This window comes from Streptomyces sp. ME19-01-6 (assembly GCF_033793745.1).
GTDB lineage: Bacteria > Actinomycetota > Actinomycetes > Streptomycetales > Streptomycetaceae > Streptomyces.
The window spans coordinates 166235-192765 of sequence record NZ_JARAXF010000002.1 but is presented as its reverse complement, the minus strand read 5'-3'; the positions used below and the strand labels follow the sequence as shown (position 1 = coordinate 192765).

Below are 26531 nucleotides of genomic sequence, written 5' to 3'. Positions count from 1 at the left end.
GGCTCTTGTCGCCATCAGATACATGCCCTTAACATCACTGCAGCCATCGTCGAATCGATTCGATGAGAGCCGCCGCGTGCCTCGGGTGCTGTCCCCCGGAACTCCGATCTCGCACGACCTCCGTCTCCTTACAGAGCCGTAGCCCGAACTGAGAGACACCCACATGCCATTCCTTCGCCGCCGCCCTCCGGCGCCGGTCCTGCTCCTGGCCCTCCTTGTGGCCTCGTCCGGCCTCACCGGGTGCGCGCGGGGGGCCGACCCCAACACCATCACGGTGCTGAACTCCGCCACGGACCAGCATGAGCACGACCAACAGCAGGAGTTCTTCGACCGGTGCGCCGAGCCGCTCGGGGTGAAGGTCGAGCAGACCAGTGTCCCCGCCGCCCAAGTGGCCACCAAGGCTCTCCGGATGGCGTCGTCGCACTCGATGACCGACATCCTGGAGCTGGACGGATCGGAGCTGCCGCAGTTCGCCGACACCGGTGGCCTGGTCCCGCTGAAGAGGGCGGGCGTGAGTCTGGACGGGCTCTCGCCGGGTGCCGTGAGCATGGGGAGCTTCAAGGGCACCGCGTACGGTATCGCCCGCTCGGTCAACACCCTGGCGCTGTTCTACAACACGGATCTGCTGAAGAAGGCGGGGGTGACACCGCCCGCCACGTGGGACGAGCTGAAGGCGGCGGCCAAGAAGCTCACCCGGGGGAAGACGTTCGGGATGGCTTTCAGCGCGACGCCCGACGCGGACGGGGTCTACCAGTTTCTTCCCTTCTTCTGGTCCGCGGGCGGCGACGAGGCCCACATCGACAATGGCAAGGGTGTCCAGGCGGTCCAGCTGTGGAAGGATCTGGTCACCGACCGGTCCGCTTCAAGCGCCGTGGTCACCTGGAACCAGCAGGACGTCAACGATCAGTTCATCGCGGGCCGGACCGCCATGATGGTCAACGGCCCGTGGCAGGTCCCCGTGCTCAGCCAGCACAAGTCCCTGGACTGGGCGGTCACCACCATCCCGGTGCCCGTGGCCGGCAAATCTCCGGTGGCTCCGATGGGTGGAACCGTGATGACCCTGCCCCGTACCGGCGAGACCGGACGCCAGGCCACCGCCGCCAAGATCCTCAACTGCCTGAACCAACGCCAGAACCAGGTGGGCTGGGGTGCGGGCGTGAACAACATCCCCACCAGGGGATCCGCCGCCGCCGAGTACAAGGCCGACAATCCGAAGCTCGCGGGCTTCGCCGACACGGTCGCCACCGCCCGTTCCCGTACCGCCAAAGTCGGCGCCCGGTGGCCGGCCGTCTCCAGCGCTCTGGCGGGCGCTTTCCAGTCCGTTCTGACCGGCAGCTCCTCGCCCGAAGCGGCGCTGAAGCGTGCCCAGGCGCAGGCCACGGCCGGCGGAGAGTGAGAAGACTTCATGAGCACCACTACCGCTGTGCCCGCCGAGTCCGTGGCGGCAAGCCCCGCGGTCCCCGGTCGGCGAGGGTCCCGCGCCACGCTGACACGCTGGCTCTTCATCGCGCCCGCCGTCCTCTACATGCTGGCCTTCTTCGGGTATCCGCTCGTACGCAACGTCGTCATGAGCTTCCAGCACTACACACCGCGTACCTTCTTCACCGGCGAGGCACCGTTCAACGGCCTCGACAACTGGACCGCAGTGTTCGGCAATCAGCTGTTCACCGAATCTCTGTGGCACACGGCCCTCTTCACGCTGGGCTCACTGTTCGGCCAGTTCGTCCTGGGCCTGGCGCTGGCCGTGTTCTTCTCCCGGCGCTTCCGGCTGTCCGGCTTCGCCCGCGCGGTGCTGCTGCTCCCGTGGCTCATCCCGATGGTCGTCTCGTCGGTCGTCTGGCGGAAACTCCTCGACCAGGACACCGGGGTGCTCAACACCCTGCTGATGAACCTGCACCTCACCTCGGAGCCGGTGCCCTGGCTGAGCAGTCCGAGCGTCGCCCTGCTGTCCGCGATCCTGGTCAACATCTGGGTCGGCATCCCGTTCAACACGGTGATCCTCTACGGCGGGCTTCAGGAGATCCCGCGTGAGATGTACGAGGCCGCCTCGCTCGACGGCGCCGGCCCCTGGCGTACGTTCCGCAGCATCACCCTGCCGCAGTTGCGGCCGGTGATCACGGTGGTCCTGGTCCTCGGCTTCATGTCCACGATCAAGATCCTGGACCTGATCCTCGCGCTGACCGGCGGCGGTCCGGCCGACTCCACTCAGACCCTCGGCACCGCCACCTATCAACTGTCCTTCCAGCAGCTCGACTTCGGTCAGGGCGCGGTGGTCGGCAACGTCCTCATCCTCATCAGCGCGGTATTCGCCGTGTTCTATCTCCGGGCCAACCGGTCCGACTTCGCTCAGGGGAAGTGATCGCCGTGTCCAACCGCACCCTGCGACGGGGCAGTAACACCGTCATCGCGCTGGTTGTTCTGACCATCCTGCTGTTCCCGCTGTACTGGATGCTCAACATCGCCCTTCAGCCGGGCGAAAGCCTCGCCTCGACCAGCTGGTTCCCGTCCTCGCCGGGCTGGTCGAACTTCGACCGGGCGCTGGAGAGCCAGGGCGGCTCACTCGTGACCAGCCTGGTCGTCGCGCTCGGTGCGGTCGTGGTCTGTCTCGCGATGGCGGCGCCCGCCGCCTACGGTCTGGCCCAGCTCGGTCTGAAGGGCGGCCGGTCCATCGTGTTCGGCACCCTGATCACCCAGATGGTGCCCGGCATCGTCATCGCCAACGCGCTCTACAGCGCCTATGTCGACCTGCACCTGGTCAACTCGCTCGCAGGGCTGATCCTGGCCGACGCCTCGCTCGGGCTGCCGTTCTCCATCGTGCTGCTGAGGGCCTTCATGGTGTCGATCCCGAAGGAGATCGTGGAGGCGGCGATGGTCGACGGGGCGAACCGCTTCACCGCCTTCGTGCGCATCGTGCTCCCGATCAGCCGTAACTCGCTCATCACGGCCGGGCTCTTCACCTTCCTCTTCGCCTGGTCCGACTTCATGTTCGCCCTGACGCTCAACACGACGGACGCCGTCAAGCCGATCACTCTCAGCATGTACGAGTACATCGGCGCCCACGTCAGCGACTGGGGCGCGGTCATGGCGACGGCCGTCGTCTCCGCCGTCCCGGCGGCGGTCCTGTTGATACTGGCCCAGAAGTACGTCGCCGCGGGAATCACCGGCGGTTCGGTCAAGTAGTACGCACGACCCTCGCGCACGAGCACGTCACGCACACCTCTCAGACCCGGAAGGTCCGCAATACAGCATGAGCAGCACGTCACCCCACTCATCGGGCAACGCGCGATTTCCCGTCTTCCCGCCCGGCTTCGTCTTCGGGACCGCGACCGCGAGCTACCAGATCGAGGGTGCGCACGACGAGGACGGCCGCGGACCGTCGATCTGGGACACCTTCAGCCACACTCCGGGCCGCACCGAGGGCGGCGCCACCGGTGACATCGCGTGCGACCACTACCACCGCTACCGGGAGGACGTCGAGCTGTTGCGCCGACTCGGCGTCGACTCGTACCGCTTCTCGGTGGCCTGGCCGCGGATCCAGCCGCGCGGCACGGGCCCGGCCCATGCGAAGGGGCTGGACTTCTACGACCGGCTCACCGACGCACTGCTCGAAGCCGGTGTTTCCCCCGCCGTCACGCTGTACCACTGGGACCTGCCGCAGGCGCTGGAGGACCGGGGCGGCTGGCGGGTCCGGGAGACCGCCGAAGCCTTCGCCGAGTACACCCGGCTGGTGGTGGAGCGACTGGGCGACCGGGTCGGCCGGTGGATCACCCTGAACGAGCCCTTCTGCTCCGCCTTCGTGGGATACGGGCAAGGACGGCACGCCCCGGGCGCCCGCGAAGGCACCGGAGCCCTGGCCGCCGCGCACAACCTGCTGCTCGCCCATGGGCACGCGGTGCGGGTGCTGCGCGAGGCCGGAGCCTCCCAGGTCGGCATCACCCTGAATCTCGACCGTATCCACGCGGCCGGCTCCTCCCCGGCCGATCTGGCCGCGCTGCGCCGCGCCGAGACGCTGCACAACGAGGTCTGGACGGAGCCCCTGTTCAACGGGCGGTATCCCGCCGACGAGGCGGAAACCTGGGGCGAGCTGGCTGACGGCACGTACCGCCGCGACGGTGACCTGGACATCATCGGGACACCACTGGACTTCGTGGGGCTGAACTACTACCGCCCGCTGACCGTTACCGACGCACCGTACGCGGAGGCCGACGCGTCCCGGCGCACCGGCGTGGACATCCGGGTCGCCGAGACCGACCCGTACGGCACCCGGCACACCACCATGGGCTGGCCCGTCGTCCCCGAGGCCTTCACCGAACTGCTGGTGGACCTGTCCACGCGGTACCCGAACCTGCCGCCCCTCTACATCACGGAAAACGGCTCCGCCGAGGCCGACACCGTCTCGCCGGACGGAGCCGTGCGGGACACCGACCGGGTGACGTATCTGCGCGACCACCTGGCGGCCGTGTCCGCCGCCATCGACGCGGGAGTGGATGTCCGCGGCTACTACTGCTGGTCGCTGCTGGACAACTTCGAGTGGGCCCGGGGCTACGGTCAGCGCTTCGGGATCGTACGGGTCGACTACGAGACCCAGGAACGTACGCCCAAGGACAGCTACCACTGGTTCCGTGAACTGATCACCGCCCATCGCACGTCCACGCAGGAGCGCTGAGATGAAGTTCACCGACGGCTATTGGCAGATGCGGCCAGGGGTGACGGCCCGCTATGCCACCTCCGTCGCCGATGTGGACGTCGCCGACGACCGTTTCACCCTCTACGCGCCGGTCACCCGGGTCCGGCACCGCGGTGACACGCTCAACGGCCCGCTGGTGACGGTGGAGGCGTGGTCACCCGCCGAGGGTGTCATCGGTGTACGGCTGTGGCACCACGGCGGTATGCGCCCCCGAACCCCTCAGTTCCCGCTCACTCCCGACCCGGACGGTGGGCATGCGAAGACCGTTCGCGAGGGCTCGACCGTCGAGCTCGTTTCCGGCGCGCTGTCCCTCAAAGCCGGCACCGAGGGCCCGTGCAACCTCGAATTCGTCTCCGGCGGCAAGGTCATCACCTCACTCGGCTCCCGCGACCTGGGCTTCGTCACCGACGCCGACGACCGCCACCACATGCTGGCGAAGATGTCGCTCGGCGTGGGCGAGACCGTGTACGGCCTCGGCGAGCGCTTCACCCCGTTCACCAAGAACGGCCAGAGCGTCGACATCTGGCAGGCCGACGGCGGCACCAGCAGTGAACAGGCGTACAAGAACGTGCCCTTCCACCTGAGCAACCGTGGCTACGGTGTCTTCGTCAACCACCCCGGCAAGGTTTCCTACGAGATCGCCTCCGAGAGCGTCGGCCGGGTCCAATTCAGCGTGGAGGACCAGTCCCTCGAATTCTTCGTCATCGCCGGGCCCACCCCGAAGGACGTGCTGCGCCGCTACACGGGTCTCACCGGCCGGCCCGCGCTGCCACCGGACTGGTCGTTCGGGTTGTGGCTGTCGACCTCCTTCACCACCTCCTACGACGAGGAGACGGTGGCCCGGTTCGTGGCGGGCATGGCCGAGCGGGACATCCCGCTCAGCGTCTTCCACTTCGACTGCTTCTGGATGCGGGAGTACCAGTGGTCCGACTTCGTGTGGGACCCGGCGGTCTTCCCGGACCCCGAGGGGATGCTGTCCCGGTTGAAGGAGCGGGGACTGCGCGTCTGCGTCTGGATCAATCCGTACATCGCGCAGAAGTCCCCCCTGTTCGCCGAGGGCATGGCGGGCGGCTACCTGCTGAAGCGGCCGGGCGGCGACGTCTGGCAATGGGACAAGTGGCAGGCCGGGATGGGCATGGTGGACTTCACCAATCCCGCCGCCCGCGAGTGGTTCGCCGCCAAGCTGCGACTCCTGCTCGGCCAGGGAGTGGACGCCTTCAAGACCGACTTCGGTGAGCGGGTGCCGACCGAGGACGTCGTCTGGTTCGACGGCTCGGACCCGGAGCGGATGCACAACTACTACACCCAGCTCTACAACGAGACGGTCTTCGACCTGCTGGTCGAGGAGCGCGGCGAGGGCGAGGCGGTGCTCTTCGCCCGTTCCGCCACCGCGGGCGGCCAGCGCATGCCGGTCCACTGGGGCGGCGACTGCGAGTCGACGTTCGAGGCGATGGCCGAGTCGCTGCGCGGCGGCCTGTCGCTCGGCCTGTCCGGCTTCGGCTTCTGGAGCCACGACATCGGTGGTTTCGAGGGCACCCCGCCGCCGGCCGTCTTCAAGCGGTGGGTGCAGTTCGGCCTGCTCTCCTCGCACAGCCGGCTGCACGGCAGCAAGTCCTACCGTGTGCCGTGGGACTACGGCGAGGAGGCGGTCGAGGTCACCCGTGACTTCACCAGGCTGAAGCACCGGCTGATGCCGTATCTCTTCCACGCGGCGGTCCAGGCCAAGGAGTCCGGCACGCCGGTGATGCGGGCCATGCTGCTGGAATTCCCCGAGGACCCGAGCACCCACGCGCTCGACCGTCAGTACATGCTCGGTGGTGATCTGCTGGTGGCCCCCGTGTTCAGCGAAGACGGCACGGTCGAGTACTACGTACCGGAGGGCACCTGGACCCATGTGCTCACCGGCGAGCGGGTCAGCGGTCCGGGCTGGCGGCGCGAGCGGCATGGTTTCGCCACGCTGCCGCTGCTGGCCCGGCCGGGCTCGGCGGTCCCGTTCGGCGCGGTGGACGACGGTCCGCGGTACGACTGGGCGGACGGCGTGACACTTCATGTGTACCCGGGCGGGGCCGACGGCTCCGAGACCGTCACCACCATCCCCACACGGTCGGGCTCCGCGGCCGCCGCGGTGTTCACCACCCGGCGTTCGGGCGGTGAGATCGTCGTCGAGGCCGAGAGCGAACTGCCCTGGAACGTGGTGGTCGTGGGGGCTGCCCCGGCCGATGACGCCCAAGCGCACCCGGCCGGCGCCCTGTACCCGGCTTTGCCCGGCACCCGCCGTCTGACCGTTCCGTCCGCCATGTGAGCCGGCGCAGGGGGGTGTCCACTCAACCGACGATGGTGTCGACAAGGTCGAGATCGGGCAGATCGAGCGAGCAGATCCGCCCGGCCTCGTCGGCGGGGATGCCGAACTGCCGCAGGAGTCCGCGGACGACCACGTCCGCGGACTTCGCGTCGTCACGTTCGGGTTGCGCGTGCAGCAGCGCGCCCAGGGCCAGCGTGGCGCCCGCCGTCACCGCCAGCGCGAGGTCCGGGTCCTCCACCTCGAATCGCCCCGCGTCCACGGCGGCGCGGATGTCCTGCAACGCCCGTGGTGCCAGGCCGCGATCGGAGTGGGCCAGTTCGAGTCCGTGGTGGAGGAGGACCCGGCTCAGCTCGGGGTGGCGGCGGTGCAGGCGGCCGGTCATGCGGAAGCTCTGGGCGTACGCGACCGCGGGGTCGTCGATGTCCGCGGCGAGGCGGTCCATCAGGGAGCCCCCACCACTCCAGCGCCTCCTCGACCGCGACCCGGAACAGCTCCTCCTTGCTGTCGAAGTGGTTGTAGAAGGAACCGACTCCGATGTCGGCGCGTTCGGTGATCTCCAGGATGGGGACGTCGGCCCGCCCTTCGGCCAGCAGACGCTGGGCCGCGCACACCAGCGCGCTCCGCGTCCGCGCCCTCCGCCGGTCGACTCGCCGGGGCGTGGTCTTGTCGGCCATCGCGTACTCCATCCCACCCGTACTCGCGTCACCTGCGCTCTAGCCTCCCCCTTGTTTTTTGAATATTTCTTCAGGCTGGCTCAGGGCTGGACGAGTTTGAACGCGAGGCGGGCGGCGGTCCGTCGGGCGGACTGGCGCAGTCGCAGGGGGAGCGGTCGCGCCGGTGTCGGGACCCCGCCGGTGTCGAGACCGTTGGCGAAGTACTGGCCGGCGGGCGTGGGAGCGAAGGGCCAGTCGCTGCCGAACAGGACGTGGCCGGGGCGGGCGAAGGCGAGCAGCGTGGGCAGGGCGGCGGGGCTGGAGGACAGGGCGGTGTCGAAGTAGAAGGCGCGGAAGTCGTCCAGCACGTCGAGGGGACTGCGGCCGGACTCGCCCGCGATGGTGACGGCCATGCGGTGCGAGGCGTAGGGGACGAAGCCGCCCGCGTGGCTGAGGAGGAACCGGATGGACGGGAAGCGGCGGACGATGCCGTTGCGGACCAGAAGGTATGCGGCGCGGGTGGTGTCGAGGAGGAAGTCGGCGGCGAACGGCGGGATGCCGTCCACCACGCGGGCGGGCAGGTCGGCGGGGTGGACGAAGACCACGGCGCCCCGGTCGTCGAGGGTCTGCCACAGCCTGTCCTGGCCGCTGCCGCCCAGATAGGTGCCTCGGCTGTTGGCCAGCAGGGTGACGCCGTCGGCGCCGAGTTCGTCAAGGGCCCGCTCGGCCTCCGTGACGGAGGCCGTCGTGTCGGGTATGGGAAGAGTGGCGAAGTGGCCGAAACGCCCACGTGTTCGGTGGCGAGGGACGCGGAGAAGTGGTTCCTGCGCGTCAACGAACGCCACCACTCCATCGCCGTGGCCGCCGTTCGCGGCCTGCCCCTCGACCCGATCCGCACCCGCGTCCAGCACCTCAACATCCAGGCCGCGACCCTCGACGACGTCGCCCGCAGCTACCAGCGCGTGTGCGAACTCGGCTTCGACATGGCCCTGTCCATAGGCCAGCACACCAACGACAAGGAGCTGTCCTACTACGCCCGCACACCGTCGGGCTTCGAACGGGAGGTCGGCTGGAACCCCGTCATCATCGACGAGTCCACCTGGCAGCCCACCACCCACCAGGGCATCAGCATCTGGGGCCACACCCCCGTCGGCCAGACCATCATCGACAAACTAGACCAGTTCCGACTCGGCGCCCGCTCCCTCACCCGCCGCGAGGACACCGTCCCCGCCCTCAGCGGAAACGGGATCCTTGACCGCTGACCAGCGGTAGGACGATGACGTCGAGGATCTCTTCGATGGTTTCGCGGGCGAGCGGCTGCCAGGTGTGCGCGAGTTCGGCGCCGACCAGTTCGAAGGGCAGTGTCCGGATGCGTGGGTGGAGCACGCCCGGGTCGATTTCCCCGCGCTGGGCGGCCCGTTCCCAGATGTCGTCCAATCCTGCCATCGGATTCAGCCCCATCCGCTCGAACAGTTCGGTGGGGGACGTGCCCGCCTCCTTCGTGAGTGCGGTGAGACGCACCTGCAGCACCGCCATCAGTTCGGCGCGCTTGGCCGACTTGTCCTCCAGGTAGGCCAGCAGGTCCCCGCGGAGCGATCCGGTGTCGGGGGTGGCGAGAGGGTTCTGCTCGAACCAGTGGCGCATGGCCGCCATGACCAGCGTCGGTCGGTCGGCCCAGCGGCGGGCCAGCACGGGTCGGCTGGTTCTGGCCCGCTCGGCCACCGACTCCATGGTCAGGCTCTCATAGCCGTTCTCGATCAGCTCATCCCAAGCGGCGGTGAGCAGCGCGTTCTCCAGCTCAGCCCCTCGTCGACGCATCTGCTTGCCTGGCACGGAACACTCCATAAGATACGGTCGCGCATCTTAATGTAAGATGCTCATGTGCATCTTAGTGTGCTCGGTGGTCGGCTCGGCCAACCGCCTCGTCGTCACACCCGTATCAGGCCCCATGCGGCCATCACCTCTGGAGTCACCCGGATGACCAGCGAATTCCGCCTCGGCGGCGACCTCACCATCGATCGGTTCGGCTTCGGTGCCATGCGCCTGCCCACCAATGACTTCCACGGCCCCGCCCGGGATTCCGAGACCGGCCACGCGGTCCTGAGGCGAGCCGTGGAGCTCGGCGTGAACCACATCGACACCGCGGACTTCTACCGCAGTGGCGACGGCTCCGTCCGTGCGAACGCCCTGATCCGCGAAGCCCTCCACCCCTACCGGGAGGGCCTCGTCATCGCCACCAAGGTCGGCCCCGTCTTCGGCCCCGAGGGCCCGTACCAGGCCGACGCCGGTGATCTGCGCGCCCTGGTCGAGGACAACCTCACCAGCCTCGGCGTGGACCGCCTCGACCTGGTCTACCTGCGCATCGGCATGATGGAGCCCCCGCACGGCGAGTCGCTCGCCGCGCGTTTCGAGGCCCTGGCCGCGCTGCGGGAGGAGGGCCTCATCCGCCACCTGGGGCTGAGCAACATCGACGCCGACCACCTGGCCGAGGCCCGCGCCATCGCCCCGGTCGCGGCTGTCCAGAACCAGTTCAACGTGGCCCGGCGCGACGACACGGACCTCCTGGCGGTGTGCGAGGAGGCAGGCATCGCCTTCGTGCCGTTCTTCCCGCTGGGCGGGGGCCGGGACCTCGCCGACGACCGCCTGGCCAAGGTCGCGGCCCGGCACGGCGCCACCGTCGCGCAGACAGGACTGGCCTGGCTGCTGGCCTCCTCCCCGGTCACCCTCGCCATCCCGGGCACCGGCTCGGTGGCACACCTGGAGGAGAACCTGGCCGCCCGCGCGATCACCCTCACCGACCACGACCTCGCCGACCTCGCCTGACCGCCCATCGGCTCGCCGCTCGACGGCGTTCCGCGCCGCGTCGCCCGGTCCCGTGTGCGCCGGGCGGCGCGGTGTCCCGTCTGGCACCGACCGGGAATCCGATCACGATCCGCTGACGCTCGCGCGGTGTGGGCAATCACGGCAACAAGATTGTTGACAATTCTGTTGGGATAGATTTAGCTTCGACAGGCACTCACTCAGGGAGAGCAACGATGCCGAATGAAGCCCGTCCGAACACCGGAGAGCAGGCCAAACAGCATGCGTTCACGCAGCTGCGGCAGGCGATCCTGCACGGCGAGATGGCACCGGCACAGCGGCTGGTGGAGAACGAGCTCGCCGAGCAGTTCGGTGTGACGCGGGCCAGCATCCGGGCAGCGCTGATCGACCTGGAGGCCCAGGGTCTGGTCGAGCGGATCCGTAACCGTGGTTCGCGGGTGCGGGTGGTGACTGTGGAGGAAGCGGTCGCCATCACCGAGTGCCGCATGGTCCTTGAAGGGCTGTGCGCGGCGAAGGCGGCCGTCGCGGCCGGTGACGAGCAACTGGCCGAACTCACCGAGCTGGGCACGGCCATGACCAAGGCCGTGGCGGACGGTGAGCCGGTCACCTACTCGGAGCTCAACCACGAACTGCACGCCCGGATCCGGGAGTTCTCCGGCCAGCAGACGGCCGTGGAACTGCTGGAGCGGCTCAACGCACAACTGGTGCGCCACCGCTTCCAGTTGGCTCTTCGTCCGGGGCGTCCCCAGCAATCCCTGAGCGAGCATCTGGCCATGATCGAGGCGATCAGGGCCAGGGACCCGCAGGCGGCCGAGACGGCCGTACGTGCCCACCTCGGCAGCGTGATCGAGGCGCTGCGCGGCTGACACGCGGCAACCGGCACACGTGCGAGGCGGGCGCCCACCTGTCCACCAAGGAGATTCGAGCATGACGCACGGCAACGCGCCCGCCTCCCCCAAGCTCTCGGCTTCGCTCGAGCAGGGGGGACCCCCCTCCCGCTCCACACTCGTCGTCACCGCGCACGCGGGGGACTTCGTGTGGCGGGCGGGTGGGGCCATCGCCCTGGCCGCCTCCCGCGGGGAGAAGGTCACCATCGCCTGTCTGACCTTCGGCGAACGCGGCGAGTCCGCCAAGGCGTGGCGCGAGGGCAGGAAGCTGGAGGAGATCAAGGCGATGCGCCGGGAGGAGGCCGAGCGTGCCGCCGCCACCCTGGGCGCCGAGGTCCGCTTCTTCGATGCCGGCGACTACCCGCTGGTCGCCACCCCCGAGCTCACCGACAAGCTGGTCGAGGTCTACCGCGAGACGCAGCCGGACGTCGTGCTCACCCATCCGGCCGAGGACCCCTACAACGGCGATCACCCGGCCGCCAACCGCATGGCGCTGGAGGCCCGGGTCCTTGCCCAGGCCATCGGCTACCCCGGCCCCGGCGAGATCATCGGCGCCCCGCCGGTCTTCTTCTTCGAGCCGCACCAGCCCGAGATGAGCGGGTTCAAGCCCGAGGTGCTGCTCGACATCACCGATGTGTGGGAGACCAAGCGCGGGGCGATGGAGTGCCTCGGCGCCCAGCAGCACCTGTGGAACTACTACACCGACCTCGCCGTACGTCGCGGCGTTCAGCTCAAGCGCAATGCCGGCCCCAATCTGGGCCTGGCCCACAAGACCATGGCTGAGGCGTACATGCGTCCGTACCCGCAGATCGCGAAGGAGCTGGCGTGAGCGGCGTGATCGTCACCAACCCGCCGAAGGCGGACGCCGAGGACGTCGACGCGCTGGCCGGCTTCGGCGTGGCCACCGTCAGCGAGGCGATGGGCCGCACCGGTCTGCTCGGGCCGGAGGTCCGCCCCGTCCAGCAGGGCGTACGGGTCGCGGGCACCGCGGTCACCGTGCTCAGCTGGCCCGGCGACAACCTCATGATCCATGCCGCCGTCGAGCAGTGCGGCGCGGGCGACATCCTGGTCGTCACCACCACCTCTCCGTCCACCGACGGCATGTTCGGCGAGCTGTTCGCCACCGCACTGCACCGGCGCGGTGTGCGCGGCCTCGTCATCAACGCGGGCATCCGTGACACCCAGGAGCTGCGCGAGATGGGTTTCGCGGCCTGGTCGCGGGCCGTGTCCGCGCAGGGCACCGTCAAGGCCACCGGCGGCTCGGTCAATGTGCCGGTCGCCGTCGACGGCCAGGTGATCCGCCCGGGAGACGTGATCCTCGCCGACGACGACGGCGTGGTGGTCGTACCGCGCGAGCGCGCCCGCGAGACGGCCGAGAAGTCCGCGGCCCGCGAGGCCAAGGAGGCCGCCTCCCGGGCCGCGTTCCTCGAGGGCCAACTCGGCCTGGATCGCTATGGGTTGAGGGACACGCTCAAGAAGCTCGGCGTCGAGTACAAGACGTACGAACAATATGCGGCGTCTGCCGTGGAGCGGTCGTGACCCGTGTGCCCGAGGAGGTGCGCTGCCTGCTGATGCGCGGGGGCACCTCCAAGGGCGCCTACTTCCTCGCCGAGGACCTGCCCGCCGACCCGGCCGCCCGTGACGAGCTGCTGCTGCGGATCATGGGCAGCCCCGACGAGCGGCAGATCGACGGTCTGGGCGGCGCGCATCCGCTCACCAGCAAGGTGGCCGTGGTGTCGCCCTCATCCGATCCGAAGGCCGATGTCGACTATCTGTTTCTCCAAGTCGCCGTCGACAAGCCCGAGGTGAGTGACCGCCAGAACTGCGGGAACATCCTCGCCGGCATCGGTCCGTTCGCTGTGGAGCGCGGGCTGGTCGCGGCGGGGGAGGAGCGGACCTCCGTACGCATCCGGATGGTCAACTCCGGCGACTTCGCCACCGCGACCTTCCCCACCCCGGGCGGGCGCGTGGACTACACCGGAGACGCCGAGATCTCGGGCGTGCCGGGCACGGCCGCGCCCGTGGTGATCGAGTTCCGGCCGGGCACGAACCCGCTGCTGCCCACCGGCAATGTCCGGGACATGATCGAGGGTGTCCCGGTGACCTGCGTGGACAACGGCATGCCGACGGTCCTCATCGAGGCCGCCTCGCTGGAGGTCACCGGCTACGAGTCGCCTGCCGAGCTGGAGGCCGATCAGGATCTCGCCGGCCGGCTCCACACGATCCGTCTGGCGGCGGGCCGGCTGATGGGCCTGGGCGATGTCGCGAACACCACCGTGCCCAAGCTCACGCTGCTCGCGGCGCCCCGCGACGGTGGCGCGGTCGCCACCCGTACCTTCATCCCCGTGCGCTGTCACGCCTCGATCGGTGTGCTGGGCGCGGCGAGTGTCGCCGCCGGCCTGCGTGTCACGGGCGGCGTGGGCGCGGACCTCGCGGTGCTTCCTGCCGGTCGTGACCCCATGCGCATCGAACATCCCACCGGATTCCTCGACATCGAAAGCAGCCTCGGCGGCGCTCCCGATGGCCTGCCTTCCGCCCGCCGTACCGCCGTGGTGCGTACGGCCCGCAAGGTCTTCGACGGCGCCGTGTTCCCCAGGTCCGCCGAGACGGCACCGATGCCCTCGCAACCCCTTGGAGGCCAACGATGACTCCGCCGCTCGGCGACATCGCCCACATCGGCCACGCCCAGCTGTTCACCCCGGACCTGGACGCCAGCGTCGCCTTCTTCACCGACTACCTGGGCCTCACGGTCAACGGCCAGGGCGGCGGCACCGTCTATCTGCGCACCTTCGACGACTACGAGCACCACAGCCTGGTGCTCACCGCCCGCGAGCGGCCCGGCCTCGGCCGGCTCGCCCTGCGCACCTCCAGTGAGGAGGCCCTTCAGCGCCGTATCAAGGCGATCGAGGAGGCGGGCGGCTCCGGCCGCTGGGGTCAGGACGAGCCCGGCATCGGCAAGCTGTATCTCACCACCGACCCGGACGGACACGAACACGCCCTGTACTGGGAGAGCGAGCACTACCGGGCCCCGGAGGAGTTGAAGCCGGCTCTCAAGAATCAGCCGCAGGCCAAGCCCAACCGGGGCGTGGGCGTGCGCCGCCTGGACCACGTCAACTTCCTCGCCGCCGATGTGCTCGCCAACGCCGAGTTCCAGCAGCACGTCCTCGGGGCGAGGCCGACGGAGCAGATCCGGCTCGACAGCGGGAGGATCGCGGCTCGTTGGCTGACGTTCACCGACAAGTCGTACGACGTCGTCTACACCGAGGACTGGTCCGGCTCGACCGGGCGGCTGCATCACATCGCCTTCGCCACCGACACCCGCGAGGACATCCTGCGCGCCGCCGACCTCGCCATCGACACCGGTGTGTTCATTGAGACGGGTCCGCACAAGCACGCCATCCAGCAGACGTTCTTCCTGTACGTCTACGAGCCGGGCGGCAACCGCATCGAACTGTGCAACCCGCTCGCGCGCCTGGTGCTCGCGCCCGACTGGCCACTGATCACCTGGACCGAGGCCGAGCGGGCCAAGGGCCAGGCCTGGGGACTGAAGACCATCGAGTCCTTCCATACGCACGGGACTCCGCCCGTGGCGTGAGGCGGGGAACGGACGGCGCGACGGGGGCTGCACACGGCCGTGTGCGGCCCTTCGTCGTAGGCGCCGGGCACCTGACACTGGATTGTTGCTGAGATTGTTGACAAAAGTGTTGACTGTTTTGGTGCGGGCTCTTTAGCGTCTAGCGCACTACGCATGAGAGGAAAACAAGGATGTCCTCCTCACTCCGCCCGGCCACTCGCGGCGGCAGACTGGCCGTACTGGTCGTCGTCCTGTGCTGGCTCGCGGTGCTCTTCGACGGCCTCGACATGTTCATCTACGGCTCGGTGCTGCCCCACATGCTGAAGGAGAAGGCGCTCGGCATCACCTCGGGCCAGGCCGGCGACCTCGGCAGCTACGCCACCTTCGGCATGTTGGTCGGAGCCCTGACCGCGGGCACGGTCGCCGACCGGATCGGCCGCAAGAAGCTGATGGTCTGCTGTGTCACGCTCTTCTCGCTGGCCTCCGGGCTGTGCGCGGTCTCCGGCAGCGTCACGGTGTTCGGCCTCGGCCGGACCCTGGCCGGCGTCGGCCTCGGCGGGCTGCTGCCCACCGCGATCAGCATGGTGTCCGACTTCGCCCCGCGCGGCCGCGGTGCCCTCACCATCGGCATGCTGATGACCGCCCACCACGCGGGCGGCATCCTCTCCGCCTACGTGGCCCTGTGGGTCGTGGAACCGCTCGGCTGGCGCGCCGCCTTCTGGGTCTGCGTGGCCCCGCTGCTCTTCGTCCCGGTGCTCGCGAAGCTCATGCCCGAGTCGCTGAGCTTCCTGCTCGCCAAGGGCCGTACCGAGGAGGCCCACGCGCTGGCGAGCCGCTACGACGTCGAGCTGCCGGCCACCAAATCCGGCCGCCCGGCCACCACCGACCGCTGGACCAGCCTGGCCAACCTCTTCCGCGGCGGCGAGTGGACCCAGACCCTCCTGTACTGGGTGGCCTCCTTCGGCGGTCTGCTGCTGGTCTACGGCGTCGCCACCTGGCTGCCGACCCTGATGCGCAGCGAGGGTTACGAGCTGGGCTCCGCGCTGACGTTTGTTGTTCTGTTCAACCTCGGCGGGATCGTGGGGATGCTGATCGCGGGCCGGGCCTCCGACCGCTTCGGCGCGCCGCGCATCTCGTCGATCTGGTTCGCGCTGACCGCCGCCGGTGTCTTCCTGCTCAGCATCCACATGCCGCCGGCGCTGACGTTCACGGTCGTCTTCCTCACCGGCGTGTTCCTCAACAGCGCCCAGACCATGATCTACGCGACGGTCTCGATCCGCTCCACCCCGGAGAACCGCGCCACCGCCGTCGGCTGGACCTCCGGCATGGGCCGCTTCGGCGCCGTCTTCGGACCGTGGCTCGGCGGCCATCTGCTCGACGCGAACAAAGGCGACTGGGGCTTCACCGCCTTCGCGCTGGCGGGCGTGTCGTCCATGGTCTTCATCGGCCTCGCCGCGGTGCGCGGCTCGAAACAGGCGGCGCGCACCGGCGCCGACCCGGAGCTCATGGCCGCCCACTGACCGGGGCGACCCGCACCTGCGCCACGTGGCGGCGGCCGAACTCCCCACGGACGACTTCGCGGCGATCCAGGTACACAACGCCCGCGCCGCCTGCCTTCGGCTCGACGCCCCGCCGCAGCGCCAGGGCCGCTGCCCGGCCGAAGGAAGAGCACATGGTCGCCGGCCTGCGCTGCGTCGACTGACCGTCCGGCGGGTGACCGTCCCCCCACCGCGCCGACGACGGCACGCCCGCCGTCCGCCCGACGCCCGGCTGGCTGGACTGGTACGCCGACCCGTCCCAGCCGGCCTTCCGGCTCCCGCCGGGAGCCGTGGACACGCACTGCCACGTCTTCGGCCCGCAGGCCAAGTTCCCCTTCGCGCCGGAGCGCAAGTACACGCCCTGTGACGGAAGCAAGACCGAGCTGTTCGCGCTCCGCGACCACCTGGGCGTCTCCCGCAATGTCATCGTGCAGGCCACCTGCCACGGCGCGGACAACACCGCCATGGTCGACGCTGTCCGCGCGGCCGACGGCAGGGCACGCGGCATCGCCACCGTCCGTCCGGACGTCAGCGACACCGAGCTGCGCGCACTGGACGCGGCGGGCGTGCGCGGTGTGCGGTTCAACTTCCTGCGCCGCCTGGTCGACTCCTCGCCCCAGGAGGACCTGAGCGCGATCGCGAAGAAGATCGCCCCGCTGGGCTGGCACATCGTCCTGTACTTCGAGAGCGCCGACCTGCCGGAGCTGGAGGGCTTCTTCGGCTCGCTGCCCACCCCGCTGGTCGTGGACCACATGGGCCGGCCCGATGTGACCCGGCCGGTGGGCGGACCGGAGTTCTCCCGCTTCCTGCGCTTCGTCGAGGAGAACGACGTGTGGGCCAAGGTGACCTGCCCGGAGCGCCTGAGCGTCACCGGCCCCCGGGCTCTCCACGGCGAGCGGCACGCCTACACGGACGTGGTGCCCTTCGCGCGGCGCGTCGTGGAGGAGTTCCCCGACCGGGTCCTGTGGGGCACCGACTGGCCGCACCCCAACCTCACCGACCACATGCCCGACGACGGACTCCTGGTCGACCACATCCCGCATGTGGCACCGACCACCGAGCAACAGCGCAAGCTGCTCGTCCACAACCCCATGAGCCTGTACTGGCCCGGCGAAGACGTCTGAGACACCCGATCCATCCTCCGAAGGGCCATCCCTCCCATGCGGAACTCCAATGCGCTGAACCGGCTGGACAGACTCCCGATATCCCGGTTCCACACAACCACCCTGCTGATCGTGTCCTTCGCGTACTTCTTCGAGTTCGCGGACATCAACACCTTCGCCACCACCGCACCGAAACTGATCGACCTATGGGGCGTGTCGGTCGACCAGATCGCCTACGTCACCTCGTTGTCGTTCGTCGGCATGTTCGTCGGGGCGATCGCCGCCGGAGCCATCGCCGACCGGTGGGGGCGCAAGCGGGCGCTGCTGCAGACGACGCTGTGGTTCGGCGTCTTCTCCTTCGTGTCGGTGTTCTCCTGGGACATCGTGTCGCTGGGCGTCTTCAGGATTCTGACCTCGGCGGGCCTGTCGGCCATGACCGTCGTGGCCGTCATCTACGTCAACGAGATGTATCCCGCGGCCGTCCGCGGCAAATACCAGGCGTACGCCATCGTCATCGGCATCTGCGGAACCCCGGCCACCAACCTCATCGCCAGCGCGGTCGTGCCGCTCACCGACTGGTCGTGGCGACTGGTCTACCTCTGGGGTTCCCTGGGCATCCTGCTGGTCCTCTTCACCCGTCAGCTCAAGGAATCGCCCCGCTGGTACGAGAGCAGAGGAGAACACGCCAAGGCCGACGCGGTCCTGCGGGAGATCGAGACGCGTGTCGCCACGGAGAAGGGCCCCCTGCCCGAGCCGGCGCCGCCGGTGGGCGAAACACCGTCGACCAAGGTGCCGCTGCGCCTGCTGCTGCGGAAGAAATACCTGGTCCCGACGGTGCTGCTCACGGTGGTGTGGGTGACGCAGACCATCGGCTTCTTCGGCTACTCGAGCTGGGCGCCCACCCTGCTGGCCAAGGAGGGTTTCAGCGTCGAGAAATCGGTGTTCTACGTGGCCCTCACCACGGTCGGCGCACCGCTCGGCTCCTATCTGGCGTCCCTGGTCACGGACCGGTTCGAACGCAAGTGGTGCCTGGTCGCCTTCGGCACGGTCATCGCACTGTGCGGGCTGTTCTACGGTCTCACCTTCAACCCGGTACTCATCGTGGTCTTCGGATTTATGGTGAACCTCTTCGAACGCGGCTACACGGCCCTCGCCTACGCCTACTCTCCCGAACTCTTCGACACCCGCAGCCGTTCTCTGGGAACAGGCATCTCCTACGGCCTGGGGCGGCTGTCGAACGCCGCCGGACCACTGATCGTCGCGGCGCTCTACGACAGCCACGGCTATCGGAGCGTCTTCTACTTCATCGCCGGCACCTGGATGGTCGGCGCCATCGCTCTGGCTGTGTTCGGCCCGCGCACCCGGAGATCTGGCCGAAATCAGTGTTCGACAGTTGTGGGTGACGGGGTAGGCGAAATGTCAAGGACATGACAGAGCTGAGGAGGGTCGGACATTGGGAGATCTGGAATGGTGGCGGAACGCGGTGATCTACCAGTTGTACGTGCGCTCATTCGCGGACTCCGACGGTGACGGTGTGGGTGACATTCCCGGCATCGTGTCTCGTCTGGACTACCTTTCCTGGCTCGGGGTGGACGCGATCTGGTGCACCCCGGTGACCGCTTCTTCCAACCATGACCACGGCTATGACGTGACGCACTACCGGGCCATCGAGCCGTCGCTCGGCACCATGGAGGATTTCGACCGGCTCATCGCGGAGGCCGAGAGCCGCGGTATCCGGGTGCTGCTCGACCTGGTGCCCAACCACACCAGCATCGAACACCCATGGTTCAGGTCCCCGCGCACCAGGCGCTCCCACTATGTCTGGGCCGACCGCCCCAACAACTGGGTCAGTTCACTCCATGTGCCCGCGTGGTCGTACGACGAGGCCGAGGGCGCTTATTACCTGCACAGCTATCTGCCGCAGCAGCCCGATCTGAATTGGTGGAATGAGGAGGTACGGGCAGAGTTCGACGACATTCTCGCCTTCTGGTTCGACAAGGGTGTGGCAGGCTTCCGGATAGATGCCTGCTATGTGATATTGAAGGATCGGCAACTGCGTGACAACCCGGTCGCGGGTAAGGGCGACCACATGTGGGACCTCAACCGCGGACAGCGACCGGTCCACAGCGCTCATCAGCCCGAAGTCCACGACATTTTGCGCCGATGGCGGGCTGTGGCGGACCGGTACGACCCACCGCGGCTGCTGATGGGGGCCACATGGGTTTCCGATCCGGCCGACCTGGTCGCCTACTACGGCGAGGGCGATGAACTCCAGTTACCCCAATACTTCCAGCTTCTCTTCTCGGCCTTTGACGCCGACGCCCTGCGCGACTGCGCGGAGACATGGCTGAAGACATTGGGCCCTGACGACACCCCCGTGTGGCTTGCTTCGAACCACGACTTGTCGCGTTTTCCGACTCGATGGTGTGATGGGGACGAGCGTAAGACACGCCTCACCCTGGCGATGCTGCTGACCCTGCCGGGCGCGTGCGTACTGTTCCAGGGCGATGAGTTCGGCATGGAGGACACGGTCATCCCGGCCGGACGGCTGCGTGACCAGGCGCCGTGGCCGCGCGATGCCAGCCGTACGCCCATCCCATGGGAACGGGGCCGCTTGGGCGGCTTCACCACGGGGGAGCCCTGGCTGCCGCTCGGCGACACCGACCGCAACGTCGCCGATCAGATGAGGGACCCCGAGTCGGTGCTCAACGAGACCCGCAGGCTCATAGCGCTCAAGAAGGGGCTCACCGGGCCGTACAAGCCACTGCCTGCCGAGGACGACCACTGGCGCTTCCAGCGCGGAGACGTCACGGTGGACCTCGACTTCGCCGGATCGGTGGTGCGTATCGATGGTTGAGATCACCCCCGTCGAGGTGCCGGCCCCACGGAGCGCGCGGTGCCCCCGGGACACGGTGGTCGCGGCGGCACTGGACGCCCTCGGCGGCCGTACCGTCTGGCACGTCAACACCACTGCGGTCGGTGGCGGGGTCGCCGAGCTGCTGCGCTCCGCGATCCCCCGGCACACACGGGCGGGGATGCGCGCCCGTTGGCTGGTGATGAACGCGAACCAGGAGTTCTTCGGCATCACCAAGCAGCTGCATCACCTCTTCCACGGCAGCCCCGGCGACGGACGGCGGCTGGGCGAGCGCGAGTTCGTGACGTACGAGCGCACGACACGAGAGGCCGCCGCCAAGTCGCTTGCGCATATGACCCCCGGTGACCTTGTGCTCCTGCATGACCCGCAGACTCTCGGGATGGCGCCGTTACTGCGGCAAGCGGGTATGCGGGTGGCATGGCGGAGCCACATCGGCACGTCACTCCCGGGCCCCGAGGTGACGGCGGCGTGGGAGTTCCTGGAGCCCTTCCTGCAGGCGTCGTTTCGCTGTGTCTTCTCCCTGCCCGAGTACGTTCCGCCGGGCCTCGACACCCAGCATGTGGTGATCATCGCACCGGCCATTGATGACGTGTCGGACAAGTGCCGGCCCATGGGAGAGGCAGAGGTCCGCGGCGTGCTGACATCCATCGGGCTGGTCGGCTCGCCCGGCGCCGCATGCATGGGGGAAGAGGGGGAAGAGATCGTCGCCTCGCTCGCGGCCTACGCGGCCCGACGCGTCACGGTATGGCAGGACGAGCCGCTGCCGCCGGGCGCTCCGACCGTACTGCAACTGGCGCGGTGGGACCCGCTGAAGGACATGGCGGGGACCCTGGCCTCCTTTGTACGCCATATAAATCCAGCCACCGACGCGCACCTTGTCCTGGCCGGTCCCGACCCGACCGATGTCGCTGACGACCCGGAGAACATGGCTGTGTTCGATGCGGTCCTGCGGGAACGCGCGGCTCTCCCGGCCGATGTACGTCGACGTGTTCACCTCGTCGGCCTGGGGCTCGCCGACGACACTGCCGAACTGCGGGCGAACGCGGTGGTGGTCAACGCATTGCAGCGGCACGCGACGGTCATCGCGCAGAAGAGTCTGGAAGAAGGGTTCGGACTGGCGGTGGCCGAGGCGATGTGGAAAACACGTCCCCTGGTGGCGAGTGCGGTCGGGGGCATCCGTGCCCAGGTGACACACGAGGTGACCGGCCTTCTGGTGGACGACCCCACCGATCTTGCGGCGTTCGGAGCGCAGGTCACGCGGCTGCTGCGGGACGAAGCACTTCGCGACAGGCTCGGCCGGGCCGCGCACGACCACTGTGCGCTGCGCTACCTGGCGGAACGTGAGTTCCGTGACCACGTGTTGCTCTATCGCGACCTGTGCGGGGCCTCCCTGGAGGGGGGACGGTGACCGCATCCGGCGCGCGTGGCCGGCTCACCCCGCGTCGGGAGCCGGACGTCATCATCATCGGGGCGGGCACATTCGGGTCGGTTCTCGCCTGGCAGCTGGGCCAGGGCGGTGACAGGGTGGCCACGCTGCTCCTGGAGTCCGGCCGTCTGCAGCGGACCGAGCACGTGCAGAACGCCCCGTTGGCTGAGGAGACCGTGCCCCCGCCGGGCCTGCTCGAACCGGCAGCCTCCCCGCCCGCGGGAAACGGCCGATGGCGAGTGCCGTGGCGTTCCCAGCTGCCGTACCACGGCCTTGCCTACGGGGTCGGCGGACGGTCGTTGTTCTGGGGCGCCTACTGCGTATGGCCGGTGCTCGACCAGGACGGTATACGGGACCGCTGGCCGGCCGGCGTGATGGCCGAACTCTCCAGCCGGTACCTGCCTGCCGCAGCCGAGCTGCTGGGCCTCTCCCGCGTCGCACCGCACTTCGACGGCGAGCTCAACCGCCGACTGCGTGGGCGGTTGCTCGGCGCGTTGACCGGGAACCGCCTGCCAGGGCTGCTCCCTCCGAGCGAACTTCCCGACCCGCCTCCTGCGCATGACGCCCGTGCCGGCGGTGGGCACAGGGACGGCCATGTGGCACGGCTGAACATGCCGTTGGCGATCGACGCGATCGACGCGACCGAGGACGCGGCCGGGGGATCGCCGCGGCTCGTGCGGTTCAGTTCGGCGCCCCTGCTGACCGACCGGCTGGGCGACGGCACCGGAGACCTGGAACTGCTCACCGACTGCCATGTCGCCGGTCTCCAGGCGAGTGGCGGCAAGATCACGGCGATCGACACAAGCCGCGGGAGGTTGCGTGTGCCCGACCGCGCCGTCGTCGTCCTCGCGGTGGGCACCATAGAGAACGCCCGGCTTGTACTCGGTGCCAACGGCCTGCCGCACGCCGCACGCCCCGTGCACCACCTGACCACCCACCTGCGGTCCAACCTCACGGTGCGCGTTCCCTTCCCCTTCGACTCCTCCCGGGGACCCGCACACGCGTGGGGCGCCGCCGCGTTGCACGCGCGCGGCGCGTGTCGGCATCCGTCGGGTCCCGACACGCGCTTCCACCACCAGATCACCGCTTATGGAGTCGGGTCGTTACCCGAGGAGGTCGCCCGGCGGCTCTACTCCGATACGCCCAGATACGACGTGGAGGCGTTGGACCGCATGCTCCGGATCCCGCCGCGGTATCTCGTCGTCACTCTCGCCAGTGTGGCGGAGATGGCAGCGGAGGGCACCGGCGAGGTGAGCCTGCTCGACGAGCGGGACACATTCGGCGCCCGCCTCGCGTACGTACGGCTGTCACCTGGGCCGGCGGATCAGCGGACCTGGGACAGCATGGACCGTTCGGCCGATACCGTCGTCCGAACCCTGCTCGGTGACGGCCGCATCGAGGTGTTGCGCTCGGGACGGTTCGTGCCCGTCGCAGCCGACCGGCCGACCGCCGTGCTGGAACCGGAGGAGCGGAGAGAGCCTCCCGGGTGCGGCCACCACGAGATGGGCACCCTTCGCATGGGCGCTGATCCCCGTGATGCGCACACCGATGCCGACGGGCGGATACACGCCACACGAAACCTGTATGTCGCCGGTCCGGCGGTCTTCCCCGCCCTCGACTCGGCCGGGCCGGTGCTGCCCGGGGTCGCGCTGACGCTCCGTCTCGCCGATCACCTGAGACATACCATGCGTACCGGCGACCGGACGTATCCGCTTCGTATGCCATCCGCGTCACCTGGCGTCACGTGAGGAGTCGCATGACTGGAACTCGGGCCCGACGTGTTTTGCCCGCACCTCTGCGGCGGGCCCGGATAGCGGTGTCGGCGATCTTCTTCGTCCACGGCGCGGTCTTCGCCTCCTGGGCCGCCCGAGTCCCTGCCGTGCAGAGCGAACTCCGGCTGTCCGCGGGCGTGCTGGGTCTGGTGCTGGCCGGTCCGGGGCTCGGCGCGCTGCTCGGCAGCCAGGTGGGCGGGGTGCTGGTGCGGCGTCTCGGCAGCCGCAGGGTGAGTGCGCTGGCCCCCGTGCTGCTCGGTGTTCCGCTCGGTCTCATCCCGACCGCGCATTCCGCGTGGTCGTTGATGGGCGTGCTGATGCTGCTCGGCGCCGCCGACGGGTGCACTTCCGTGGCGATGAACGCCCAGGCGGTCGTGGTACAGCAGCGGTACGGACGCGCGGTGCTCAACTCCATGCACGCCATCCGCAGCATCGGCGCCGTCGCGGGCGGGCTGGCCGGAGTCGCCACGGCGTCCCTCAGCATGACCCTGACGACACAGTTCGTATCCGTGGCTGTCCTGCTTGCCGTCGTGTCGTCGGTAGCGGCCTGCGGGCTCCAGCCGCCCGGGCGGGATGCGCGGCAGCCCGAGGGGAGACGGCCGGATGAGCAGGTCACGGTGGGGGAGGCGGAGGGGTGGGGCGTTGCCGTCCGGGGGCGGAGCAGGCAACTGATCGTGGTGCTGCTCGCACTGATGACTTTCCTCGCCGCTCTGGTGGAGGACGCGCCCGCGTCCTGGAGCGGCGTGTATCTGCAGCATGTGGGGGCGGACGCCGCGACAGCCGCGGCCGGATACGCGGCCTTCTCGGCGGGATCGGTCGTCACCCGGCTGTTCAACGACTGGTTGGTCGATCGCTTCGGGTGGGTCCGGCTGATTCGGATCGGCACCTTGTGCTGTGCGACCGCGCTGATCGTCGCCCTGCTGCTCGGACAGCCCGGGGTCACCTTGGCGGCGCTCGTCGTCGCCGGTGCCGGGATCAGCGCGGTATTCCCCGGCGCCTTCACCGCCGCGGGCGCGCTCCCCGACTCGGCCCGGGTGATGGGCCATGTCGGCTTCGCCGGAAACCTCGGCTGGCTGCTGGTGTCCCCGATCATCGGCGGTCTGGCGACCGTCGTCGGGCTGCCGACCGCCCTTGGCCTGCTGGCGGTCGCGGCGGTGATCATCGCCGGGCTCACCCCGGTTGCCTGCTCGGTGGCGCCGGAGCGTTCAAAGGCACGGCAGAGCGTCGGGTGAGCAGCCGGCCAAGTCGATCGATGAGGAGGGCCCGCGGTCGTGGTGTCAACTACCCAGGTGTTGCTGACCGGTCCCGGCCGGGTTGAAGCCAGGCAGAGCCTGCTTGAGCCGGTCCGTACCGGCCGGGCTCTGATCCGGGTCATCCAGTGCGGTCTGTGCGCGTCGGAGATCGATCAGTGGCTGGGCAGGTCAGGTCGCTATCCCGTCGAGATAGGTCATGAAGTCGCCGGGGTGGTCGAAGACATCGCGCCGGACCAGGAGGGCGGGCCGCTGAGTGTCGGCGATCACGTCGTGTCGTGGGTACCCGGCGGAGGATTCACCGAATTCATGGTCATCGAGACGCGTCACGCCATCCCCGTTCGCCCCGGCATCGTCTTTCCGGCCGTGGCGGAGCCGCTGGCGTGCTGTGTCAACGCCGTCGAACTCGCCGCTCCGAGGGCGGGGGCCGATGTGGTGATCATCGGAACCGGCTTCATGAGCCTGCTCATTCAACGTCTCTCGATCCTCAAGGGCGCCCGATCGGTCATCGTGGCCGGTCGCCGTCCCGCCGCCCTGGCACGCTGCGCCGAACAGGGCGCGACACGGGTGGTGGACCTGCGCACCGAATCACTCGCCGATGTCGTCGCGGCGGACACCGAGGGCGGTGGCGCGGACGTGACGTACGAGGCCACCGGCGCTCAGGACGCCCTCACCCTTGCCGGCCAGGCCACACGCACCAGCGGCACGATCGCGATCGTCGGATACCACCAGGGGGAGCCCCGGACGGTCGACCTCGCGCACTGGAACGAGCAGGCGTTTCGGATCGCCAATGCCCACTTCCGCGACCTCCCCACGATCCTGGAGGGCATGCGTACCGCGATCGCTCTGGTCGACTCGGGCCGGCTGGATCCCTCGGACCTGCTGACACACCGCTACCCACTCCATGAGATTTCCGCCGCGTTCCGGGACGCCGTACGTAGGCCCGATGGGTTCATCAAGGCAGTCATCGAACCCGCCTCTGACGTAGGCTCGGTGGATGGCGAAGTATTTCGACGTGCATCCCGAAAATCCTCAGCAGCGCACCATCGGTAATGTGGCCGACAGAATCCGCTCCGGCGCGCTCGTCGCCTATCCGACGGACTCCTGTTTCGCACTGGGATGCCAGATGGGCAATCGTGATGGAATCGGCCGAATCCGGTCGATCAGGAACCTGGACGACCGTCACCACTTCACCCTGGTGTGCCAGAACTTCGCGCAGTTGGGTCAGTTCGTACACATCGACAAAGACGTGTTCCGCGCGATCAAAGCAGCAACGCCCGGCAGCTACACCTTCATCCTCCCCGCGACGAAGGAGGTACCGCGCCAGTTGCCGCACCCGAAGAAAAAGACGGTCGGCGTCCGGATTCCTGACCATGCCGTTGCCCAGGCCTTGCTCGCCGACCTCGGTGAGCCACTGCTCTCCAGTACGTTGCTCCTGCCCGGCGAGGACGAGCCGATGACGCAGGGCTGGGAGATCAAGGAACGGCTCGACCATGTGGTGGACGCCGTGGTCGACTCGGGAGAGTGCGGCACCGAGCCGACCACGGTCATCGACTTCTCCAGCGGCGAAGCCGAGATCGTACGCCGAGGGGCAGGCGATACGGCCCGGTTCGAGTAGCCGCGCCAGGGCCGGTCAGGGGGCCT

At 68.9% G+C, this 26531-nt stretch carries 24 protein-coding genes and 2 pseudogenes; 21 read left to right on the top strand and 5 right to left on the bottom strand.

What is annotated here, in order from left to right; genetic code table 11:
- Nucleotides 1-163 precede the first annotated feature (163 nt).
- The 5 genes from PV419_RS04435 (at nucleotide 164) to yicI (ending at nucleotide 6989) form a co-directional block, all read left to right on the top strand.
- Complete coding sequence (locus tag PV419_RS04435; protein WP_319686338.1) at nucleotides 164-1396, top strand: sugar ABC transporter substrate-binding protein; 1233 nt, start codon at nucleotides 164-166, stop codon at nucleotides 1394-1396.
- A 9-nt stretch (nucleotides 1397-1405) separates the two neighbouring features.
- Nucleotides 1406-2359, top strand: a complete 954-nt coding sequence (locus PV419_RS04430; RefSeq protein ID WP_319686337.1) for a sugar ABC transporter permease — start codon at nucleotides 1406-1408, stop codon at nucleotides 2357-2359.
- On the top strand, nucleotides 2356-3180 hold the full coding sequence (locus PV419_RS04425; protein ID WP_319686336.1) for a carbohydrate ABC transporter permease: 825 nt from the start codon (nucleotides 2356-2358) through the stop codon (nucleotides 3178-3180). Before PV419_RS04430 ends, PV419_RS04425 begins: the two co-directional genes overlap by 4 nt.
- A gap of 67 nt (nucleotides 3181-3247) precedes the next feature.
- On the top strand, nucleotides 3248-4666 hold the full coding sequence (locus PV419_RS04420) for a GH1 family beta-glucosidase (protein WP_319686335.1): 1419 nt from the start codon (nucleotides 3248-3250) through the stop codon (nucleotides 4664-4666).
- Between the two features lies 1 nt (nucleotide 4667).
- Complete coding sequence (gene yicI / locus PV419_RS04415) at nucleotides 4668-6989, top strand: alpha-xylosidase (protein ID WP_319686334.1); 2322 nt, start codon at nucleotides 4668-4670, stop codon at nucleotides 6987-6989.
- Between the two features lie 22 nt (nucleotides 6990-7011).
- Here yicI and PV419_RS04410 read toward each other — a convergent pair whose 3' ends face one another.
- The 3 genes and pseudogenes from PV419_RS04410 to PV419_RS04400 all read right to left on the bottom strand — a co-directional run bounded on the left by PV419_RS04410 (nucleotide 7012) and on the right by PV419_RS04400 (nucleotide 8553).
- Nucleotides 7012-7431 (bottom strand): hypothetical protein, encoded by a 420-nt coding sequence (locus PV419_RS04410; RefSeq protein ID WP_319686754.1) that lies wholly within the window; start codon nucleotides 7429-7431, stop codon nucleotides 7012-7014.
- Nucleotides 7432-7528: 97 nt separating this feature from the next.
- A pseudogene (locus PV419_RS04405) lies at nucleotides 7529-7663 on the bottom strand (TetR/AcrR family transcriptional regulator); the annotation flags it as partial.
- 80 nt (nucleotides 7664-7743) lie between these two features.
- Nucleotides 7744-8553 (bottom strand): amidohydrolase family protein, encoded by an 810-nt coding sequence (locus PV419_RS04400; protein ID WP_415925226.1) that lies wholly within the window; start codon nucleotides 8551-8553, stop codon nucleotides 7744-7746.
- Here PV419_RS04400 and PV419_RS04395 point away from each other — a divergent pair.
- Nucleotides 8464-8904: pseudogene (locus PV419_RS04395) on the top strand (extradiol ring-cleavage dioxygenase); the annotation flags it as partial. The gene PV419_RS04400 and the pseudogene PV419_RS04395 sit on opposite strands and share 90 nt — an antisense overlap.
- On the opposite strand, the gene PV419_RS04390 reads toward PV419_RS04395, so the two are convergent.
- The gene (locus tag PV419_RS04390) at nucleotides 8876-9475 is read right to left on the bottom strand and encodes a TetR/AcrR family transcriptional regulator (RefSeq protein WP_319686332.1); all 600 of its coding nucleotides are present in this window, start codon (nucleotides 9473-9475) and stop codon (nucleotides 8876-8878) included. The pseudogene PV419_RS04395 and the gene PV419_RS04390 overlap by 29 nt on opposite strands.
- 144 nt (nucleotides 9476-9619) lie before the next feature.
- On the opposite strand from PV419_RS04390, the gene PV419_RS04385 reads away from it, so the two are divergent.
- The 7 genes from PV419_RS04385 (at nucleotide 9620) to PV419_RS04355 (ending at nucleotide 16443) form a co-directional block, all read left to right on the top strand.
- Nucleotides 9620-10465: an oxidoreductase gene (locus tag PV419_RS04385; protein ID WP_319686331.1), complete on the top strand. Its 846-nt coding sequence runs from the start codon at nucleotides 9620-9622 to the stop codon at nucleotides 10463-10465.
- Between the two features lie 212 nt (nucleotides 10466-10677).
- Nucleotides 10678-11328, top strand: coding sequence for a GntR family transcriptional regulator (locus PV419_RS04380; protein WP_319686330.1), 651 nt, complete (start codon nucleotides 10678-10680; stop codon nucleotides 11326-11328).
- A 61-nt stretch (nucleotides 11329-11389) separates the two neighbouring features.
- Nucleotides 11390-12178, top strand: coding sequence for a PIG-L deacetylase family protein (locus PV419_RS04375; RefSeq protein WP_319686329.1), 789 nt, complete (start codon nucleotides 11390-11392; stop codon nucleotides 12176-12178).
- Nucleotides 12175-12888, top strand: coding sequence for a 4-carboxy-4-hydroxy-2-oxoadipate aldolase/oxaloacetate decarboxylase (locus PV419_RS04370; protein ID WP_319686328.1), 714 nt, complete (start codon nucleotides 12175-12177; stop codon nucleotides 12886-12888). Before PV419_RS04375 ends, PV419_RS04370 begins: the two co-directional genes overlap by 4 nt.
- Nucleotides 12889-12920: 32 nt before the next feature.
- Nucleotides 12921-13997: a 4-oxalomesaconate tautomerase gene (locus PV419_RS04365; RefSeq protein WP_319686723.1), complete on the top strand. Its 1077-nt coding sequence runs from the start codon at nucleotides 12921-12923 to the stop codon at nucleotides 13995-13997.
- Nucleotides 13994-14944 (top strand): VOC family protein, encoded by a 951-nt coding sequence (locus PV419_RS04360; protein WP_319686327.1) that lies wholly within the window; start codon nucleotides 13994-13996, stop codon nucleotides 14942-14944. Before PV419_RS04365 ends, PV419_RS04360 begins: the two co-directional genes overlap by 4 nt.
- A gap of 170 nt (nucleotides 14945-15114) precedes the next feature.
- Complete coding sequence (locus tag PV419_RS04355) at nucleotides 15115-16443, top strand: aromatic acid/H+ symport family MFS transporter (RefSeq protein ID WP_319686326.1); 1329 nt, start codon at nucleotides 15115-15117, stop codon at nucleotides 16441-16443.
- Here the strand turns inward: PV419_RS04355 and PV419_RS04350 are convergent.
- Nucleotides 16427-16759, bottom strand: a complete 333-nt coding sequence (locus PV419_RS04350) for a hypothetical protein (protein WP_319686325.1) — start codon at nucleotides 16757-16759, stop codon at nucleotides 16427-16429. The two genes, PV419_RS04355 and PV419_RS04350, sit on opposite strands and share 17 nt — an antisense overlap.
- Between PV419_RS04350 and PV419_RS04345 the strand changes: the two genes are divergently transcribed.
- From PV419_RS04345 to PV419_RS04310, 8 genes are read left to right on the top strand one after another with little or no spacing between them, the layout of a single operon-like run.
- Entirely contained in the window at nucleotides 16698-17585 is an 888-nt protein-coding gene (locus PV419_RS04345) for an amidohydrolase family protein (RefSeq protein ID WP_319686722.1), read from the top strand. The genes PV419_RS04350 and PV419_RS04345 overlap by 62 nt on opposite strands.
- Before the next feature lie 36 nt (nucleotides 17586-17621).
- A complete protein-coding gene (locus PV419_RS04340) occupies nucleotides 17622-18995 on the top strand; it encodes an MFS transporter (RefSeq protein ID WP_319686324.1) in 1374 nt (457 codons plus the stop codon).
- 22 nt (nucleotides 18996-19017) lie between these two features.
- Nucleotides 19018-20421 (top strand): alpha-amylase family glycosyl hydrolase, encoded by a 1404-nt coding sequence (locus PV419_RS04335; protein WP_319686323.1) that lies wholly within the window; start codon nucleotides 19018-19020, stop codon nucleotides 20419-20421.
- A complete protein-coding gene (locus tag PV419_RS04330) occupies nucleotides 20414-21847 on the top strand; it encodes a glycosyltransferase (RefSeq protein ID WP_319686322.1) in 1434 nt (477 codons plus the stop codon). The genes PV419_RS04335 and PV419_RS04330 overlap by 8 nt, the downstream gene beginning before the upstream one ends.
- A complete protein-coding gene (locus PV419_RS04325; protein WP_319686321.1) occupies nucleotides 21844-23613 on the top strand; it encodes a GMC oxidoreductase in 1770 nt (589 codons plus the stop codon). Before PV419_RS04330 ends, PV419_RS04325 begins: the two co-directional genes overlap by 4 nt.
- An 8-nt stretch (nucleotides 23614-23621) precedes the next feature.
- Nucleotides 23622-24869, top strand: a complete 1248-nt coding sequence (locus tag PV419_RS04320; protein WP_319686320.1) for an MFS transporter — start codon at nucleotides 23622-23624, stop codon at nucleotides 24867-24869.
- Nucleotides 24870-24926: 57 nt separating this feature from the next.
- Nucleotides 24927-25940: a zinc-binding dehydrogenase gene (locus PV419_RS04315; protein WP_319686319.1), complete on the top strand. Its 1014-nt coding sequence runs from the start codon at nucleotides 24927-24929 to the stop codon at nucleotides 25938-25940.
- Nucleotides 25885-26505, top strand: coding sequence for an L-threonylcarbamoyladenylate synthase (locus PV419_RS04310; protein WP_319686318.1), 621 nt, complete (start codon nucleotides 25885-25887; stop codon nucleotides 26503-26505). The genes PV419_RS04315 and PV419_RS04310 overlap by 56 nt, the downstream gene beginning before the upstream one ends.
- Nucleotides 26506-26531 lie beyond the last annotated feature (26 nt).